The sequence below is a fragment of the Flavobacterium gossypii genome, from assembly GCF_014138495.1.
GTDB lineage: Bacteria > Bacteroidota > Bacteroidia > Flavobacteriales > Flavobacteriaceae > Flavobacterium > Flavobacterium endophyticum.
In genome coordinates, this window is sequence record NZ_JACJIS010000002.1 from 24,757 (window position 1) to 42,870 (window position 18,114).

Annotated in this window: 17 protein-coding genes; 16 read left to right on the forward strand and 1 reads right to left on the reverse strand. The window is 39.8% G+C overall.

All coding sequences use genetic code 11. The annotated features are described in order from the left end of the window. Positions 1 to 72: 72 nt before the first annotated feature. The 12 genes from GGR22_RS10050 to GGR22_RS10105 all read left to right on the forward strand — a co-directional run bounded on the left by GGR22_RS10050 (position 73) and on the right by GGR22_RS10105 (position 13,245). Complete coding sequence (locus tag GGR22_RS10050) at positions 73 to 1,497, forward strand: L-serine ammonia-lyase (RefSeq protein WP_182493555.1); 1,425 nt, start codon at positions 73 to 75, stop codon at positions 1,495 to 1,497. Positions 1,498 to 1,665: 168 nt separating this feature from the next. Further along, positions 1,666 to 2,418 (forward strand): hypothetical protein, encoded by a 753-nt coding sequence (locus tag GGR22_RS10055; protein WP_182493556.1) that lies wholly within the window; start codon positions 1,666 to 1,668, stop codon positions 2,416 to 2,418. Between the two features lie 91 nt (positions 2,419 to 2,509). Beyond that, a complete protein-coding gene (locus tag GGR22_RS10060) occupies positions 2,510 to 3,862 on the forward strand; it encodes a sigma-54-dependent transcriptional regulator (protein WP_182493557.1) in 1,353 nt (450 codons plus the stop codon). 161 nt (positions 3,863 to 4,023) lie between these two features. After that, positions 4,024 to 4,305 carry a DUF7674 family protein gene (locus tag GGR22_RS10065; RefSeq protein WP_121376304.1) on the forward strand — a complete coding sequence of 94 codons (282 nt, stop codon included), beginning with the start codon at positions 4,024 to 4,026 and terminating at the stop codon, positions 4,303 to 4,305. A gap of 84 nt (positions 4,306 to 4,389) precedes the next feature. Further along, entirely contained in the window at positions 4,390 to 4,467 is a 78-nt protein-coding gene (locus GGR22_RS17225; RefSeq protein ID WP_121376613.1) for a potassium-transporting ATPase subunit F, read from the forward strand. A gap of 3 nt (positions 4,468 to 4,470) precedes the next feature. Further along, complete coding sequence (gene kdpA, locus GGR22_RS10075; RefSeq protein ID WP_182493558.1) at positions 4,471 to 6,159, forward strand: potassium-transporting ATPase subunit KdpA; 1,689 nt, start codon at positions 4,471 to 4,473, stop codon at positions 6,157 to 6,159. A gap of 20 nt (positions 6,160 to 6,179) precedes the next feature. Further along, positions 6,180 to 8,225, forward strand: a complete 2,046-nt coding sequence (gene kdpB, locus GGR22_RS10080) for a potassium-transporting ATPase subunit KdpB (RefSeq protein WP_182493559.1) — start codon at positions 6,180 to 6,182, stop codon at positions 8,223 to 8,225. A 12-nt stretch (positions 8,226 to 8,237) separates the two neighbouring features. Next, a complete protein-coding gene (locus tag GGR22_RS10085; protein WP_182493560.1) occupies positions 8,238 to 8,798 on the forward strand; it encodes a K(+)-transporting ATPase subunit C in 561 nt (186 codons plus the stop codon). 2 nt (positions 8,799 to 8,800) lie between these two features. After that, complete coding sequence (locus GGR22_RS10090; RefSeq protein ID WP_182493561.1) at positions 8,801 to 9,886, forward strand: porin; 1,086 nt, start codon at positions 8,801 to 8,803, stop codon at positions 9,884 to 9,886. Positions 9,887 to 9,903: 17 nt separating this feature from the next. Further along, positions 9,904 to 11,034 carry a sensor protein KdpD gene (locus GGR22_RS10095; RefSeq protein WP_182493562.1) on the forward strand — a complete coding sequence of 377 codons (1,131 nt, stop codon included), beginning with the start codon at positions 9,904 to 9,906 and terminating at the stop codon, positions 11,032 to 11,034. 46 nt (positions 11,035 to 11,080) lie between these two features. Beyond that, positions 11,081 to 11,446 carry a four helix bundle protein gene (locus tag GGR22_RS10100; RefSeq protein ID WP_182493563.1) on the forward strand — a complete coding sequence of 122 codons (366 nt, stop codon included), beginning with the start codon at positions 11,081 to 11,083 and terminating at the stop codon, positions 11,444 to 11,446. 68 nt (positions 11,447 to 11,514) lie between these two features. Beyond that, positions 11,515 to 13,245 carry a sensor histidine kinase gene (locus GGR22_RS10105; RefSeq protein ID WP_182493564.1) on the forward strand — a complete coding sequence of 577 codons (1,731 nt, stop codon included), beginning with the start codon at positions 11,515 to 11,517 and terminating at the stop codon, positions 13,243 to 13,245. A 1-nt stretch (position 13,246) separates the two neighbouring features. Here the strand turns inward: GGR22_RS10105 and GGR22_RS10110 are convergent, their stop codons facing one another. Then, complete coding sequence (locus GGR22_RS10110; RefSeq protein ID WP_182493565.1) at positions 13,247 to 13,681, reverse strand: nuclear transport factor 2 family protein; 435 nt, start codon at positions 13,679 to 13,681, stop codon at positions 13,247 to 13,249. Between the two features lie 108 nt (positions 13,682 to 13,789). On the opposite strand from GGR22_RS10110, the gene panB reads away from it, so the two are divergent. The 4 genes from panB to GGR22_RS10130 all read left to right on the forward strand — a co-directional run bounded on the left by panB (position 13,790) and on the right by GGR22_RS10130 (position 18,099). Next, positions 13,790 to 14,608 (forward strand): 3-methyl-2-oxobutanoate hydroxymethyltransferase, encoded by an 819-nt coding sequence (gene panB, locus GGR22_RS10115; protein WP_182493566.1) that lies wholly within the window; start codon positions 13,790 to 13,792, stop codon positions 14,606 to 14,608. A 38-nt stretch (positions 14,609 to 14,646) separates the two neighbouring features. Beyond that, positions 14,647 to 15,336 (forward strand): RluA family pseudouridine synthase, encoded by a 690-nt coding sequence (locus tag GGR22_RS10120; RefSeq protein WP_182493567.1) that lies wholly within the window; start codon positions 14,647 to 14,649, stop codon positions 15,334 to 15,336. A gap of 89 nt (positions 15,337 to 15,425) precedes the next feature. Then, entirely contained in the window at positions 15,426 to 16,763 is a 1,338-nt protein-coding gene (locus GGR22_RS10125; protein ID WP_121376315.1) for a hypothetical protein, read from the forward strand. Positions 16,764 to 16,773: 10 nt separating this feature from the next. Continuing rightward, on the forward strand, positions 16,774 to 18,099 hold the full coding sequence (locus GGR22_RS10130; protein WP_182494004.1) for an aldehyde dehydrogenase: 1,326 nt from the start codon (positions 16,774 to 16,776) through the stop codon (positions 18,097 to 18,099). The last annotated feature ends 15 nt before the right edge of the window (positions 18,100 to 18,114 follow it).

An 18,114-nucleotide genomic window follows, 5' to 3' on the forward strand; every position in this document is an offset into this window, starting at 1 on the left:
CATTTAATAAATTTACAACGTTTTCGCAATCGTAAAAAAATTATATTTGCGTAAAATTGTCTTGTAATTACTATGGAAGAATGTATCTCGGTATTTGATATGCTTAAGATTGGCGTCGGCCCGTCGAGTTCCCACACTTTAGGACCTTGGCGCGGAGCAGAACGTTTTTTGAAAGAGCTTCGTGAAGAAAACATCTTAGGCAAGGTCATCCGAATCAAAGTAGATTTGTTCGGCTCGCTTTCGCTGACAGGAAAAGGGCATGCTACCGATTTGGCCGTCATGTTAGGCCTGACAGGTGCCGATCCTGAGTATATTCCGATTGAGAATATCGATAAAATCATTGCTGAGATCAAGAAAAGGAAGCAATTGCCTTTAGCGGGCGAGACTATGATTCCGTTTGACATGGAAGCGGATATCGTATTTAATAAAAACTTCCTTCCTTTCCACTCTAACGGATTTTCTTTTACCGCCTACACTGCCGATAGCGAATACGAATCGACGTTCTATTCTATTGGCGGCGGCTTTGTCGTAAAAGAAGAAAGAGCGAATGCGATTAAAAAGGAGGCTATAAAATGTGCCTTCCCTTTCCCGATACAAAATGCGGTAGAGTTGCTTGATTATACCATCAAGGAAAACAAAAGCATTTCTGAAATCGTTTATGAAAACGAAAAGTCAATGCGCACGGAAGAAAACATCCACAGCGAATTGATGCGCATCTGGAATACCATGCTCGAATGCATGTACATCGGCTGCCATTCTGAAGGTATCTTGCCTGGCGGACTCAACGTACGCCGACGTGCTTTCGACATGCACCAGAACCTTATCGGACTGGCCAATTACAGCAATCCGCAAGAATGGTTGGAGACTATTCGTAAGACAGAAGTAAAATTCCGCCAGATCCTAAAATGGGTCAGCTGTTTTGCATTGGCAGTCAACGAAGTGAATGCTTCACTTGGAAGAGTCGTAACCGCTCCGACCAACGGAAGCGCAGGCGTGATTCCGGCCGTCTTGATGTACTATATGGTGATTGAAAACCACCAAGCAGGAGAAAAAGAAATCAAGCAGTTCTTGATGGTGGCTGGCGAAATCGGCAGTATCTTTAAAAAAGGCGCTACGATTTCCGCAGCAATGGGCGGCTGTCAGGCCGAAATTGGAGTTTCTTCTGCCATGGCAGCAGCAGCTTTGTGCGAACTGATGGGCGGCGAACCGGCTCAAGTACTTATGGCTGCAGAAATTGCAATGGAGCATCATTTAGGAATGACTTGCGACCCGATTGGCGGCTTGGTTCAGATTCCGTGTATCGAAAGAAATACCATGGGCGCTATCAAGGCCATCAACGCCGCAGAATTAGCCCTAGAAACCGATCCTAAGAATGCCAAAGTGCCTTTAGACAAGGTTATCAATACGATGTGGGAAACGGCAAAAGATATGAATACGAAATACAAGGAAACTTCGGAAGGTGGTTTGGCGATTAGCGTGAATATGGCCGACTGTTAATACGATACTGACTATTTTAAACTTATAGACCTGAAAGATTTTATTTTTCAGGTTTTTTGTTTTTAATAGATTGAAGTTGAAAAGTAATATTCAAAAAAATAAAATCGTTACTAATAAGCTATTATTTCATAATAGATTATTATGTAAGTTTGTTTAAAATAATTTTAGATGTCTGAAAATTTGAAGTTTAAACCTCTTGAGGTAATTGGCTTAATATCTGTTTTGATTAGTATAGTAATAGGGTCTATAGATTTATATGATAGATTCGCAGAAGATGTTATCGCAGAAGGAACTGTTTCGAGTTATCAATCACCTCCTTTTTTGTTAAATGGATACAGGAATAGTAAGGCGTATTTTACTACGTTAAAAACCATAGCTCGAGATAAAAAAATTGTTTCACAAAAAGAAATAGATTCTCTGATTAAAGATTCTGAGATTAGGTCTCGAACTTCTTTTAATATTGATGATACTATGTCACTGATTGTCAGTCGCGGTAATGATTACAGATCTTTTTGGGTATTTACAATTAAAAACGATAGTGATAAACCTCTTGAAGATCTAGTTTTACTAACCGATTTAAATGGATTTTGTAAAACTGATTATCCTTTCAAAAAATCATCTTTCCATTCCTTTTCCAGTAGCATTAAATTAGGTGAATTAAATCCTTCATATGAAATAATAGTAATATGCTGGAGTGATGATAATTATAATAATAATTTTTTAGATTATAAAAAAATAAGACTAACTCATAAAAATGGCTCAGTAGATGTGTCTTTCCCAAATGAAAAAGGCAAGTTTATGAGAACATTATCATCAATTCCTATATACATCTATGCAGTAGTAACTATCCTATTAATAATACTCATATTTAAATTCTCAAAGAAAAGCTTATCTAGCAATAATGAAAATTCTCTTAGCTAGACTAACTTTAAAAGCTATTCTAGAGTAAAATAATAGTAAAAACAACACTCCAATTCCGCAAAACACTAATTTTGTAGAAACTCTATTCCCTTTGAAAAAAATTCTAATCATTGACGACGAAGAAAAATTAAGAAGCCTGATGGCCCGAATTATAGGCCTTGAAGGTTTTGAAGTCGTAGAAGCCGGAGATTGCAAATCTGGATTAAAGAAACTAGAACAGTATAACTTTGATGTCGTGCTTTGCGATGTAAAGCTGCCCGACGGAAACGGCGTTGACCTGACCATTGCTATCAAAGAAAAGTCGCCACAGACTGAAGTGATCTTGCTGACGGCTTACGGAAATATTCCCGATGGCGTACAGGCGATAAAAAATGGTGCTTTTGATTATATCGTAAAAGGCGACGACAACAATAAGATCATTCCCCTGCTCCACCGTGCCATTGAAAAAAGCAATCTGACGCAAAGAATTGCCCAATTAGAAGCCAAACTGGACACTAAGCTTTCGTTTGACGGAATCATAGGAAGCTCCAAATCATTGCAGCAATCTATCGAACTAGCGAGAAAAGTTGCCCCTACAGATACCACTGTTTTGCTGACGGGAGAAACAGGAACTGGAAAAGAGGTTTTTGCTTCCGCCATTCACCAATCGAGCTTGCGAAAGAATCAACCTTTTGTCGCCATCAACTGTTCGGCTTTCAGCCATGATTTGTTAGAAAGCGAAATGTTTGGCCATATTGCCGGTTCTTTTACGGGAGCCTCAAAAGACAAAAAGGGATTGTTTGAAGAAGCCAACAACGGAACCATATTTTTAGATGAAGTCGGTGAAATGGCTCTAGATCTTCAGGCAAAATTGTTACGTGTCATCGAAAACGGGGAGTTTATAAAAGTCGGTGAAAGCAAGCCAACCAAAGTCAACGTAAGGATTATTGCTGCTACCAACAGAGATCTGGCTAAAGAAATAGAGGCAGGACATTTTAGGCAGGATCTATTCTACCGTCTTTCGGTATTTCAAATCCAATTGCCCGCTTTGCGAGAACGAGTTGCAGATATAGAGCCTTTGGCGAATTATTTCCTGCATTTCTTTGCTTTGAAAACCAATAAAAAGATCAAATCCTTTTCAGGAGAATTCATACAGCTATTAAAACTGCATACTTGGCCAGGCAATATCCGAGAACTTAAAAATGTCTTGGAACGCAGCGTCATATTAGAAACGGAAAACATTTTGACTACCGATTGCCTTCCTTTGGAAATCCAGCAATTGAAAGCTTCTGAAACAACAGGAGAAGCACCTGTCTTATCCGCTTTTTCTCTAGCTTCTGCCGAAAAAATTCATATCCAAAAGGTATTGAATTATACCAACCACAATAAAACAGAAACTGCAAAGCTGCTAAATATTGCTCTTACGACCTTATACAGGAAGCTTGAGGAATACAAAATCAGCTAAATACCTATCATTTTGAAAGTGCCAACCCTATCGTTTCGATAGGGTTTTTCTTTTGGCATATGTCTCAATAAAATGTAAGGCATAATAAACAAGCGCTTTAGCAGTCCTGCCAAAAAATTGGACTCTAATTTGGCATAAGGCTTCGAAAATAACTTAATCATATGAAAAATTTCAATGATAGCCTTATCAAAAAAATGGAGCGCTTGGCAGAAATTACCATCAGCAGTCTCCAATTAGGTAAAATGGCTCGAACAAAAAGATGCCTTGCCCTTGCCGAAGAATTGCTTGTCAAAGGCAATGTAGAAATGAAAAACGCAATTACGAATGTCTATCTGTTTTCGGTTTCGCATTATATGGAAATGAACCGATTGAAGATTTCGCAATTGCTGCCGATTTCACTGCACAAGGAATATGTAAAACAAATTAATACTTCTGGAGTATGACAATTGCTATCCTCACCATCGTAGGGCTGCTCTGCTTCGCCCTTTTTTATGTATCGATTTACTATTTTGATAAAATCTAAAATTATGATAGCCTTATTTCTTATTGCCCTCGCTGTTTTTGCCTATATCATCTATGTCTTACTCAAACCTGAAAAATTTTAAAAAATGAACACAGAAATTATAGGAATTATAGCCATGTTTGTCCTGACCCTGATTTTAGCCCTACCATTAGGGAGGTACATCGCCAAAGTGTATTTAGGACAAAAAACTTTTTTAGACCCTGTCTTTGTCCCGATTGAAACGCTATTCTACAAAGTCAGCGGCATTGATGCTAAAAAAGAAATGAACTGGAAACAGCACATGGTCGCATTACTGGCCATCAACGTGGTCTGGTTTGCCTTAGGAATGGTCGTGCTGCTCTGCCAAGGCTGGCTGCCGCTCAATCCAGACAATAATCCAAACATGACGCCCGATTTGGCTTTCAATACGATTATTTCCTTTTTGGTCAACTGCAACCTGCAGCACTATTCTGGAGAAACCGGCGTGAGCTACCTCAGCCAGCTCTTCTTAATGTTCCTGCAATTTGTTTCTGCCGGAATCGGATTGGCCGCAGCGGCTGTCTTGTTCAATGCCTTAAAAGAAAGAACGACAGAAACCCTTGGTAACTTTTACAATTATTTTATCAAGTCATGTACTCGAATCTTATTGCCAATTTCCGTAATCGTAGCAACCGTGCTGCTTTTTAACGGAACTCCGATGACTTTTGAAGGCAAGCAAGAAATGACAACATTACAAGGAGATGCTGTTCAAGTTTCGACAGGCCCTGTTGCCGCTTTTACTGCCATAAAACACGTAGGAACAAACGGTGGAGGATTTTTCGGTACCAATTCTGCCCATCCGCTTGAAAACCCTAATTACCTGACCAATATCGTTGAGATGATCGCCCAAATGATTGTTCCGTTTGCTATGGTCTTTGCCTTGGGATTCTATTTGAACCGAAGAAAATTGTCTTGGATGATTTTTGGCGTAATGACTATCGGATTCCTAGCATTGACAATTCCGACTGTTATTACCGAAATGAACGGAAATCCTGCCATTGCCCAAATGGGAATCGACACTACAGCTGGCGCGACCGAAGGAAAAGAAGTACGTTTTGGAGCAGCAGCCTCTGGCTATTGGAGCATTGCTACAACCGTAATCTCTACAGGTTCCGTTAACTCGATGCACGACAGCGCGATGCCTTTGTCTGGAATGAACCAGCTTCTTGCCATGATGGTCAACTGCTTTTATGGCGGATGTGGCGTCGGAATCCTAAACTTCTACATTTTCATCATACTTGCTGTTTTCATCAGCGGATTGATGGTTGGAAGAACTCCTGAATTCCTTGGTAAAAAAATTGAAGCCCGAGAAATGAAGATTGTCATGATCATCGCGTTGTTGCATCCTTTCCTAATCTTGGTTGGTGTTGCTTTGTCAACGGCTTTTCCTGAACAAGGAGCTAGCACGTTGAACAATCCAGGATTCCACGGATTCAGCGAGATATTGTATGAATTCACTTCCTCTGCAGCCAATAACGGAAGTGGTTTCGAAGGACTTGGCGACAACAATCCATGGTGGAATATTACGACGGGAATTGTCTTATTACTTTCAAGATTCCTTCCGATAATCGGACCAGTAGCTATAGCCGGAATTTTAGCCTCTAAAAAACATATTCCTGAAAGCGCTGGAACTTTAAAAACCGACACATCAACGTTTGGACTTATGGTCTTTGCCGTGATCTTTATTATCGCTGCCTTATCCTTCTTCCCTTCCTTGACGCTAGGCCCGATTGCAGAATATTTCACTCTTTATTAATCAAATGATTTTCAAAAAAAATGAAAACTCAAAATAAATCACTGTTTCAAAAAGAACTGCTGAAAGAAGCCTTTGCCCAGTCTTTTCTGAAACTTAATCCGGCAACGCTGTTCCGAAATCCGATTATGTTTACCGTAGAAATCGGAACCGCTGTCATGCTTTGCGTTTGCCTTTGGATTCTCACAGGTGAACAGTCACAAGGCAGTTTTACCTATAACTTCACGGTATTCATCATTTTGTTGTTCACCTTGCTGTTTGCCAATTTTGCAGAAGCAATAGCGGAAGCAAGAGGAAAAGCACAAGCGGACAGCTTGCGAAAAACCAGAGAAGAAACACCTGCAAAGAAAATCTTCCCAATTGGAGAAATGTATGTTGATGAATTGCAAATCGTACCATCCTCTAGCCTAGCAAAAGGCGATATCTTCATCTGCGAAGCGGGCGACACGATTCCGACCGACGGAGAAATCATTGAAGGTCTTGCAACCATTGATGAAAGTGCCATTACGGGAGAAAGTGCTCCTGTAATTAGAGAAGCTGGTGGTGATAAAAGCTCCGTGACAGGCGGTACAAAAGTACTTTCTGACAAGATTAAAGTCAAAGTTACCACAGAACCAGGCGAAAGCTTTTTGGACAAAATGATTGCTTTGGTCGAAGGAGCTTCACGCCAAAAAACGCCAAATGAGATTGCATTGACTATTTTATTAGCAGGTTTTACTCTAGTTTTTATCATTGTCTGCGTCACTTTAAAACCTTTCGCTGATTATGCAAACATCACGATAACCATCGCTTCCTTTATTTCATTGTTTGTATGCTTGATCCCAACAACCATCGGTGGATTGTTATCAGCCATTGGTATTGCTGGAATGGACAGAGCCTTACGTGCCAACGTGATTACAAAATCTGGAAAAGCGGTAGAAACTGCTGGTGATATTGACGTACTGCTTTTAGACAAGACAGGAACCATCACGATCGGGAACAGAAAAGCAACTCATTTTTATCCTACAACTGGCGTATCCGAAAGCGAATTTATAAAAGCGAGCATTCTTTCGTCTTTAGCCGATGAAACCCCAGAAGGAAAATCAATTATAGAATTGGCAGGCAAAGAAGCGTCAAAAAACCTTTCTGTAAAAGGAGCCACTTTGATAAAATTTACTGCCGAAACACGAAGCAGCGGTGTCAATCTTCCTGATGGTATAAAGATCCGAAAAGGAGCTTATGATTCTATCCGAAAACTAAGCGAATATGCGGGACACACATTTCCAAAAGACACTGCTGAAAAAGTAACCGAAATTTCTAGCAACGGAGGAACGCCTTTGGTAGTTTCTGAAAACGATAAAGTCTTAGGCGTAATTGAATTGCAAGACATTATCAAACCTGGAATCCAAGAACGTTTCGAGCGCTTGCGAAAAATGGGAGTCAAAACAGTAATGGTAACAGGAGATAATCCGCTGACCGCCAAATTCATTGCTGAAAAAGCCGGAGTCGATGATTTTATTGCTGAAGCCAAGCCTGAGGATAAGATGAATTACATCAAAGAAGAACAAATGCGTGGCAAACTTGTCGCGATGATGGGTGACGGAACAAACGATGCTCCTGCCCTTGCGCAAGCCGATGTAGGCGTTGCCATGAACAGCGGTACCCAAGCTGCCAAAGAAGCCGGAAACATGGTAGACTTAGATAATGATCCTACCAAACTGATTGAAATCGTAGAAATCGGGAAACAATTGCTGATGACTCGAGGAACCTTGACCACTTTTAGTATTGCCAACGACGTAGCCAAATATTTCGCCATCATCCCTGCCCTGTTCATTACCGCAATTCCAGCCTTGCAAGGACTAAACATCATGCACTTGCACAGTCCAGAAAGCGCTATCCTATCAGCTGTTATCTTTAATGCCATAGTGATTCCGTTTTTGATTCCGCTGGCTTTAAAAGGTGTGACCTATAAACCAATCGGTGCCTCTGCTTTATTGAGAAGAAACCTTTTGTACTACGGTCTGGGAGGTATCATTGTTCCTTTCATCGGAATAAAAATTATTGACATTATCGTGACATTCTTCATCTAATACACTACAGAAATGAAAAATTATATAGTAATAGGAATCAAATTAACCTTGGCGACCATCGTTTTCTTCGCTGGAATTTACACGCTGTTCATCTTTGGAATAGCCCAGATAGCGCCAAACCAAGGAAAAGGAATTGTTGTTGAAAGCAACGGGAAGAAATTCTATAAAAACATTGGCCAGTCTTTTACCGATACTAAATATTTTAATTCTAGGCCGTCTGCCGTAGGATATAACGCAGCGGGTTCTGGAGGAAGCAATAAAGGACCTAGCAATCCTGAATATCTGGCAGAAGTCCAAAAAAGAATCGACACCTTCCTGATCCAAAACCCTGATATAAAAGCAAATGAAATTCCTGCCGATCTGGTGACCGCCAGCGGCAGCGGATTGGACCCAAACATTTCGGTACAAGGTGCAAAAGTACAGATCAAGCGTATTGCAAAAACTCGAAACATTGAAGAGTCAAAACTAGAAAAGCTTATTGCTGAAAATACAGAAAAGCCGCTCCTAGGCGTATTTGGTCCAGAAAAAATAAACGTATTACAATTAAACATCGCTTTAGATAAACTAAAATAGAAATGAAAAATTTAGCTACCACAGCTTTTATCGCAATAACTTCTTTCGCAGGAGCCCAAACCGACACGCTGAAAAAATCAGAATCGCCTTTGAAAATTTCAGGCTATGTAGAAGCCTATTATGCCTATGATTTTGGAGCACCTGAAAATAATACACGACCTGGATTCATCTATTCTCACAACAGACATAATGAAGTCGCCTTAAATCTAGGTTTCATTAAGGCCAATTATGAGAAAGACAACGTTAGGGCAAATCTTGCCATAATGACCGGAACCTATGGCAATGCCAATCTTGCCGCAGAAGAAGGCATTCTTAAAAATATTTATGAAGCCAACGCAGGTGTCAAAATATCAAAAACAAAAAACCTTTGGGTCGATGCCGGAATTTTTGCCTCGCATATCGGATTTGAAAGTGCCGTCGGCAAAGACTGCTGGACACTAACCCGAAGCATCTTGGCTGATAATTCGCCGTATTATGAAAGCGGTGCCAAAATATCCTATACTACCGACAATGGAAAGTGGTTTCTTAGCGGGCTTGTCTTAAACGGATGGCAAAGAATCCAACGAGTAGACGGCAACAAAACCTTGGCTTTCGGACATCAAGTAACGTATAAACCAAACACAGCTATCACATTGAACAGCAGTTCGTTTGTTGGAAATGACAAACCTGATAATGACAAAAGAATGCGCTACTTTCACAATCTATATGGCATCTTTCAGTTAAACGAAAAATGGGGTCTGACAGCTGGTTTTGATATTGGAGCCGAACAGAAAGAAAAAGGAAGCAACAGTTACAATTCATGGTATTCCCCTGTCTTGATTGCAAAATATAAAGCTTCAGATAAAGTCAGCATCAGCGCAAGAGGAGAATATTATGCAGATGAAAACGGCGTAATTATCGCTACTGAAACGCCTAATGGATTCAAAACTTTTGGGTATTCCGTTAACTTTGATTACAGCATTTATGACAATGTCGTTTGGAGAATCGAAGCCCGAAGCTTGAATAGCAAAGATGAAATATTCACCGAAAATGGCGATCCTACAAAACAAAACTTTGTAGCCGTTACCTCACTGGCAATATCGTTTTAATACCTAAACACACTATTTTGGAAAGTAAAAGAGAAGATAACGTACAACATTTTTTAAACTTAATCCAAAAATCAAGAAGAGGAAAGTTTAAAGTCTACATCGGCATGAGTGCCGGTGTAGGCAAAACTTTTCGCATGCTTCAAGAAACCCATTCGCTATTAAAAAATGGTATTGACGTTAAAATCGGCTATATAGAAACGCACAATCGTAAAGAAACCCACGATCTGCTTGAAGGACTTCCTCTTGTTCCAAGAAGAAAGTTATTCTACAAAGGAAAAGAGCTGGAGGAAATGGATGTGCAGGCCATCATCAGTCTTCGTCCGGAAGTCGTAATTGTAGATGAACTTGCCCATACTAACATCGAAGGCAGCAAAAATGAAAAACGCTGGCAGGATGTTTTTGAAATTCTAGAAGCCGGGATAAATGTAATCAGCGCCGTAAATATCCAGCATATCGAAAGCCTGAACGAGGAAATAAAATACATTACCGGAATTGAGGTAAAGGAACGTATTCCAGATAGCGTTTTGGCACAAGCCGATGAAGTCGTAAACATCGATTTGACAGCCGATGAGCTAATTACGAGGCTCAAAGAAGGAAAGATATACAGGACCGAAAAGATTGAAATGGCGCTGAAAAACTTTTTCAAAAGCGAGCACATTCTGCAATTGAGAGAATTAGCCTTGAAAGAAGTCGCCAGCCAAGTCGAACGAAAAGTAGAAATTGAAGTTCCTAAAAACAAAGGTTCCCGACATGAAAAATTTATGGCGTGTATCAGCAGCAACGAGGAAACCGCTAAAAAAGTAATTCGAAAAACAGCCCGTTTGGCAAATTATTACAACAGCAGCAAATGGTATGTACTGTATGTCCAACTACCCCGTGAAAGTGCCGACAAGATTCCTTTAGACAAACAGCGCCACCTTATTAACAATTTCAAATTGGCAACCGAATTAGGAGCCGAAGTCATCAAAATTGAACACACTAAAATTGCCAAAGCCATCATAGAACAAGCCGAAAACAAAGGCATTACGACAGTCTGCATCGGAAAACCCAGAATGAATCTGATGAAGATTATTCTTTCCACAAATGCTTTCAAAGAATTATTAAATAAGCTATCTTCGAGTGAAATTGATTTGATTATTCTTAGTTGAGAATTGAAAGTTTTTAGTTGAAAGTTTAAGCCATAAAAAAGTAATTATGAAGAATAGCATTATCAAAGAAAAATCATTTCTGTTTGCTGTGAGAGTCGTAAAATTGTATCAGCATATTTCAGAAAACAAAAAAGAATTTATTTTATCAAAACAATTAGTCAGAAGCGGTACTTCAATTGGAGCAAACATCTGCGAAGCCTTGCAAGGCGCATCAAAAAAAGATTTTAGCAACAAGATGAATATTTCGCTGAAAGAAGCACAAGAAACCGAATATTGGCTCCGTTTGTTACACGAAACACATTATCTGTCAGAAAAAGAATTTCAATCCCTTTACGAAGATAGTGTCGAACTGATCAAAATGCTTACCGCAATTGTCAAGACATCCAGAGCAAACCTAGAGAGACCACACTAAAAACCAGAAACTATCCATTCTCAACTATAAACTATAAACTATAAATTATCACCTATAAACTATCAACTGTGCGAATTAAAACAAAATTAAGGCTCGGAGTCGGATTACTTTTCTTTATGATTGTCTTGCTTGTAGCTCTGGCCGTAAGACAAGTACACGTTATTGCAGACGACACCGAAAATATTCTTGTTGCCAATTACAATTCCCTAGACTATTCCCGTAACATGATGAAAGAGCTTGATAAGATTGAAGGCAAAAAACAATCCTTCGAAAATTTCAATCGCTTTTTGAAATTGCAGAACCAGAATGTCACAGAAATTGGAGAAAAAGAACTCACCCAAAGCTTGTCTGAAGACGCAAAAGCATTCCAATTACAGCCCGAAAAAAAGTCCATTGCCAGCCAAATCCGAAAAGACCTCAACGACATCATGAAAATCAACATGGATGCCATACAAAGAAAAAGCATCGTGGCGAAAAAAACAGCCGACAGTGCTATCTTTTGGATTTCTATTACAGGCCTCACCTGCTTTATGATTGCTTTTACCCTGTTGATTAACCTGCCTAGCGACATTGCAAATCCCATAAAAGACCTGACGGAAAGCATCCGACAGATCGCCGCAAAAAACTATTCCCAACGCGTAAATTTTGAAACACACGATGAGTTCGGCAATCTTGCCAAGTCTTTCAACACTATGGCAGGAAAGCTACAAGAATACAGCGACAGCAATTTGGCCAAGCTGATGATGGAGAAAAAAAGAATCGAAACGCTCATCAACAACATGCAAGATCCTGCCATTGGCCTTGATGACAAAAACAATATCCTTTTTGCGAACGAAGAAGCTTTAAAAATCTCGGGGTTGAAAGCGAGCGACATTATCGGAAAATCAGCCAGCGAAGTAACGCTTTCTAATGACCTTGTCCGTTCGCTGTTACAGCATCTTATTAGTGAAAATACTGAAAAGCCACAAGAAACCCTGAAAATTTATGCCGACAACAAGGAAAGCTATTTCGAAAAACAAGTCGTGCCAATTCTTGTCCTGCCAACAGGCGAAGAAGAAAAAAAACTAATCGGTTCTTTTATAATTCTGCGTAATGTGACGGCTTACAAAGAACTCGATTTTGCTAAAACCAACTTTATCGCTATGGTGTCGCACGAATTCAAGACGCCAATTGCATCTATGAAAATGAGCCTGCAGTTGCTTGAAAACGACAGCATCGGAAATTTAAATGAAGAGCAAAAACAACTGGTTTCCAGTATAAAAGACGATGCTAAAAGATTGCTGAGAACCACTGGAGAACTATTAAATATTACACAGGTTGAAACAGGAAAAACACAGCTAAAGATTGAAAACTGCGATCCAAAAACAATCATTGCTGATGCGGTTGAAGCTACAAAAATACTGACCGAACAAAAAAACATCAGCTTGCATCTGAATCTTCCCGAGTTTTTACCCGAAATAGCCGGCGATCAAGAAAAAACAACCTGGGTCGTTTCCAATCTGATTTCAAATGCAATCCGTTATTCATATGAAAACTCAACAGTACTCATTACTGCAGAAGCAAAAGGAAGTTTTCTCGAAATAAGCGTTAAAGACAACGGAATCGGGATTTCCCCACAGTATAAAAACAAAATCTTTGATAAGTATTTTAGAGTTCCTGGAGCCGAAAAAGAAGGGACAGGACTCGGTCTTGCCATCAGCAAAGAATTTATTGAAGCACAAGGAGGAACCATTTCTGTAGAAAGCAATCTAGGATTTGGAAGCGAGTTCACTATTAAATTAAAGACCAGCATGAGCTAATTCAGCCTTTCCTTCGGGTATCCACAATATAAATGATTTTCCAAGTCTCTTTTTCTTTAAACAATTGGAAAGAATTGACACCCTTGTGGCTTAGCTTTCCATTGACATAAAACTCATACGGCGTCCATACGTGTGCCATAGCGCCATCAACCTGAATTTTATAGGAAAGTAGCCGCTCTTCGAATTTCATCTTATCAGAAATGCTGACAATCGATTTTATAAAGTCCGAAGCTTTCTCAGTTGACAGCTTAGTCCCTTTTGAGCTTTCAGAAATAGACTGCAATATTAGGCCTGCGTCGCAAACCGATTTTATTTTCAGGCTGTCTCTAGAATGAAAACCATCAAAAAAGATTTCTATAGAATGCTTGATTTCTGATTCTTGCGCGGCCAAATGCTGAAAAGGCAGCCAGAAAACAATAAAAAGTAATTTCCTCATGATGAACTATTTAATATTCCAAAGCATAAAGTTAGTATAAAAAATCCGCTTTATGTTACAGCCATGAATAAAGCAATTTGTACATTTACATCTTATAATTTTTACATTATGTCTGTAGCAAAAAAAGATTACAAGAGAATTACGACCAAATCGCTGATTGAAATGAAAGCCAATGGCGAAAAAATTTCAATGCTGACTTCCTATGATTTCACAATGGCAAAAATTGTTGATACAGCTGGTGTTGACGTAATCTTGGTTGGAGATTCTGCCTCAAACGTAATGGCCGGTCACGAAACTACGTTGCCAATTACACTAGACCAGATGATTTATCATGCCTCTAGTGTTGTAAGGGCGATAACAAGAGCATTAGTAGTAGTCGACTTACCCTTCGGAAGCTATCAGTCTGATCCTAAAGAAGCATTGCGTTCTTCAATCCGAATCATGAAAGAAAGTGGCGGCCATGCCGTTAAGCTAGAAGGCGGAAGCGAAATTAAAGATTCTATAAAAAAAATATTAAATGCCGGAATTCCTGTAATGGGACATTTAGGCCTTACGCCACAATCGATCTATAAGTTTGGTACGTATAGTGTTCGTGCTAAAGAAGAAACTGAAGCTGAAAAACTACTAGAAGATGCAAAATTGCTTGAAAAACTAGGCTGTTTTGCGCTTGTATTAGAAAAAATCCCTGCCCATTTAGCTGAGAAAGTAGCTCAAAGCATTTCCATACCTGTAATCGGAATCGGTGCCGGTGGCGGCGTCGACGGGCAGGTTTTGGTAATCCATGACATGCTTGGAATGAACAACGAATTCAGTCCGCGATTCTTGAGAAGATACATGAATTTATATGAAGGAATGACGACTGCAATCGGACAATATGTTGCCGATGTGAAGTCAAAAGATTTTCCAAACGAGAAAGAACAATACTAATTGTCTTTTGAATACCCGAAAATCTAATCTTCAAAACAATGAAAACGCTTTCCACAAAGGATAATCTTCAAGTCTTGCACGAGGACAATCATATTATTGTCGTCAATAAACGCGTTGGCGATATCGTCCAAGGCGATAAGACGGGCGACAAGCCTTTGAGCGATGTTGTCAAAGAATATATCAAGGAGAAATATGATAAGCCGGGCGAAGTTTTTCTTGGTGTCGTGCATCGACTAGACAGACCTACTACTGGAATCGTCGTTTTTGCAAGGACATCCAAAGCCTTGACTCGGCTCAATGAATTGTTCAAAAACCGGGAAACCCAAAAAACCTATTGGGCTGTCGTAAAAAACAAACCTGCAGAAGCTTCCGCCAAATTAGTCCATTACTTAAAAAGAAACGAAAAGAACAATACTTCCAAAGCCCATTTGAAAGAAGTTCCCGACAGCAAAATTGCCAGCTTACACTACAAAATAATCAAAGAGCTAAACAATTATGTTGCGCTCGAAATCAATCTGCACACGGGCAGACACCATCAGATTCGCGCACAACTGGCTGCAATAGGTTCGCCAATTAAAGGCGACCTAAAATATGGCGCCGACAGAAGCAATCCCGATGGTGGCATACATTTGCATGCCAGAAAGCTTGTCTTCATTCATCCCGTGACTAAAGAATCTTTAGAAATTATCGCCCCAGTTCCTAACGACCCTATATGGAAAGCGATTTAATCTTTTTAAGAATAAATAATAGTTTTTTGCGTTAATTTGATAACTTTAAGCCGAAAATTCCCTTAAATTTATACAAAAAAACTACCGCTATGAAACTATTAATTTTCTCCTGCCTCCTGATTACGGCAAGCAGTTTTTCGCAAGACCACTTTTCAGGAATCTCTACCTCAAGAAGAGGCGGACTTTTAAATGCTGCTGCCAACCCGGCAGAACTTGCTAACTTGAAAACCAAATATGAAATTGGTGTTTTTTCAGGAAGCTTTAATCTCTCCAACAACAGGCTTGGATTCGATGATTTGGTAAGCGGCGATGACCTTGAACAAAAGCTTTTTGAAGGAAACGAAGATGTCGATTTGCGTTTCGACGGCGAAGTCTATGGTCCTGCATTTGCTATGAAAATGGACAAATGGGCCTTTTCTTTCGCGACTAAAGCCTACGGAAAAGTCAATTTTACCGACGTAGATCCGACTATTGGTGATGCTGTTACAAATGGAGCCTTGAGCGCTATTTTTGGAGCCACGACAATTGAAAGCAATAAAAATCAGCGTGCCAACGGTACGACTTGGGGAGAAATTGCCTTCGGGGTTTCAAGAAACGTTTATGAAGACGACGAGCACAAATTTAATGTCGGCGTTACGCTAAAGCTATTATTTCCAGGATCGTATGCCAACCTAGGACTCGATCGATTCTCTGGAACCATAACAAACAATCTCGGAGATGTTGAAATGACCGATGCTACGGCACGATTGAATATCGCCTATTCTGGAGATTTGGCAGAAAATTTTACTGATTTCAGCAATTATACAAGTTCCATTTTTGGAAAATTAAACGGCTTTGCCACAGACCTTGGCGTCAATTATCAATGGAAAGACGATAACGACGGCTACAAGATCAATGCTGGTGCTGCAGTGCGCAATATCGGAAGCATGACTTTTAAATCCGACAATAACAACAATACCAATTACGAACTCAACATACCTGCTGGACAGTCACTAGACCTAAACCAGTTTGAAAATGTCGAAAGCTTTGAGGAAATAGAACAAATTCTTTTAGAGAGCGGTTTTTTAACGACAACCTCATCTTCACGTGATTTTAAAGTAAAACTGCCAACTGTTTTTTCTGCCTATGCAGATGTGAAAATCATTCCAGATTTCTATGTTACTGTTTTCGGACAGCAAAAAATGAACAAAGATGACAGCGACGACCAGATTACGGCGCAAAATGTATTTTCAGTAACGCCAAGATATTCGACAGAAAGCTTTGAAGTGTATGCTCCTTTAGCTTCTAATGAAATTTCTGGATTTACCGCTGGATTAGGAATCAGGGCCGGAGGATTTTTTATCGGTTCCAGCTCTATCGCTACCGCTTTGATTAATGACGGCGAACAGGCAGATTTCTATCTGGGCTTTCGAATAGGCTTGCAATAATTTAAAAATGATGGATCAAAAGGAAATCAACCGCAGAAAAGAAAAACTCAAGAAATTCTCCCATACCATTTCGCTCCATGAAGAGGAAATTATCGCCGCATTGCATAAGGATTTCAAGAAGCCTGCTTTTGAAGCATTCCTCACAGAAATAAGCGTAGTACAATCTGATTTAAAGGATACGATAAAAAACATACGTTCGTGGGCACGACCAAAAAGAGTCAGAGCTTCAATACTTAATTTCCCTTCGTCAGATTATATTTATACGGAGTCTTACGGAAAGACACTTATCATTTCGCCTTGGAATTATCCTTTCCAATTGGCCATTTGTCCTCTAATTGCTGCGTATGCGGCTGGAAATTCTATTGTATTGAAACCTTCGGAATTGACTCCGCACACATCAAGCCTGATTTCTAAAATTATCAGAGAAACTTTTGAAGTTTCAGAAGTGGTTGCCGTGTTGGGCGATGCCGATGTTGCCAAAAGCCAGCTCTCTAAACGATGGGATTATATTTTTTTCACCGGAAGCGTTGCTGTAGGGAAAGAAGTCGCTAAAGCGGCGGCGGCCAACCTCACTCCCGTTACCTTAGAATTAGGCGGAAAAAATCCTTGTATTATTGACAAAAGTGCCAACCTTCAAATAGCCGCAAAACGGATTGTATGGGGAAAATTCATCAACGCCGGACAGACATGTATTGCGCCAGATTACCTTCTCATACAAAAAGGCATCAAAGCAAAATTCATCAGCTTATTGAAGCAAGAAATAATCAATGCTTTTGGCGAAGATCCAGCGCTTTCTCCTGACTTTACGAGGATTATAAACAAAAAGAACTTCCTCAGACTCATAAGTTTGATTGAAGAAAGTAAAGTAATTGCAGGCGGAATACATGATGAAGAATTGCTCTATATCGCTCCTACTCTGATTGATGAACCCACGCTAGACAGCAATATCATGAAAGATGAGATTTTCGGGCCGTTGCTTCCGCTCCTTTCTTATGAAACCGAAAGCGACTTAGAGAAAATTATTTCCAGATATGAAAAACCGCTTTCTTTATATGCCTTTACGGAAGATAAGGCCTTTGCCGAACGTATCATCCAGAAATTTTCATTTGGAGGCGGTTGCATAAACGATACCGTAGTCCATTTTTCGAATAAAAGATTGCCTTTTGGCGGTGTTGGAAGCAGCGGTATCGGAGCTTATCATGGCAAAAAGAGCTACGAGACATTCTCCCACCAGAAATCAATCGTAAAAAAAGCGACATGGCTTGATATTCCCCTACGCTATGCTCCTTATAACAACAAGCTGAAAATGATACGGAAATTGCTGAAATGGTTCTGATACCTAAAAAATAAA

Coding starts and splice junctions, on each gene's coding strand:
- GGR22_RS10130 (WP_182494004.1), top strand. CDS start 16,774: ATGGATCAAAAGGAAATCAACCGCAGAAAAGAAAAACTCAAGAAATTC.
- GGR22_RS10090 (WP_182493561.1), top strand. CDS start 8,801: ATGAAAAATTTAGCTACCACAGCTTTTATCGCAATAACTTCTTTCGCA.
- GGR22_RS10125 (WP_121376315.1), top strand. CDS start 15,426: ATGAAACTATTAATTTTCTCCTGCCTCCTGATTACGGCAAGCAGTTTT.
- GGR22_RS10055 (WP_182493556.1), top strand. CDS start 1,666: ATGTCTGAAAATTTGAAGTTTAAACCTCTTGAGGTAATTGGCTTAATA.
- GGR22_RS10050 (WP_182493555.1), top strand. CDS start 73: ATGGAAGAATGTATCTCGGTATTTGATATGCTTAAGATTGGCGTCGGC.
- GGR22_RS10085 (WP_182493560.1), top strand. CDS start 8,238: ATGAAAAATTATATAGTAATAGGAATCAAATTAACCTTGGCGACCATC.
- GGR22_RS17225 (WP_121376613.1), top strand. CDS start 4,390: ATGATAGCCTTATTTCTTATTGCCCTCGCTGTTTTTGCCTATATCATC.
- GGR22_RS10120 (WP_182493567.1), top strand. CDS start 14,647: ATGAAAACGCTTTCCACAAAGGATAATCTTCAAGTCTTGCACGAGGAC.
- GGR22_RS10065 (WP_121376304.1), top strand. CDS start 4,024: ATGAAAAATTTCAATGATAGCCTTATCAAAAAAATGGAGCGCTTGGCA.
- GGR22_RS10100 (WP_182493563.1), top strand. CDS start 11,081: ATGAAGAATAGCATTATCAAAGAAAAATCATTTCTGTTTGCTGTGAGA.
- kdpB (WP_182493559.1), top strand. CDS start 6,180: ATGAAAACTCAAAATAAATCACTGTTTCAAAAAGAACTGCTGAAAGAA.
- panB (WP_182493566.1), top strand. CDS start 13,790: ATGTCTGTAGCAAAAAAAGATTACAAGAGAATTACGACCAAATCGCTG.
- GGR22_RS10110 (WP_182493565.1), bottom strand. CDS start 13,681: ATGAGGAAATTACTTTTTATTGTTTTCTGGCTGCCTTTTCAGCATTTG.
- kdpA (WP_182493558.1), top strand. CDS start 4,471: ATGAACACAGAAATTATAGGAATTATAGCCATGTTTGTCCTGACCCTG.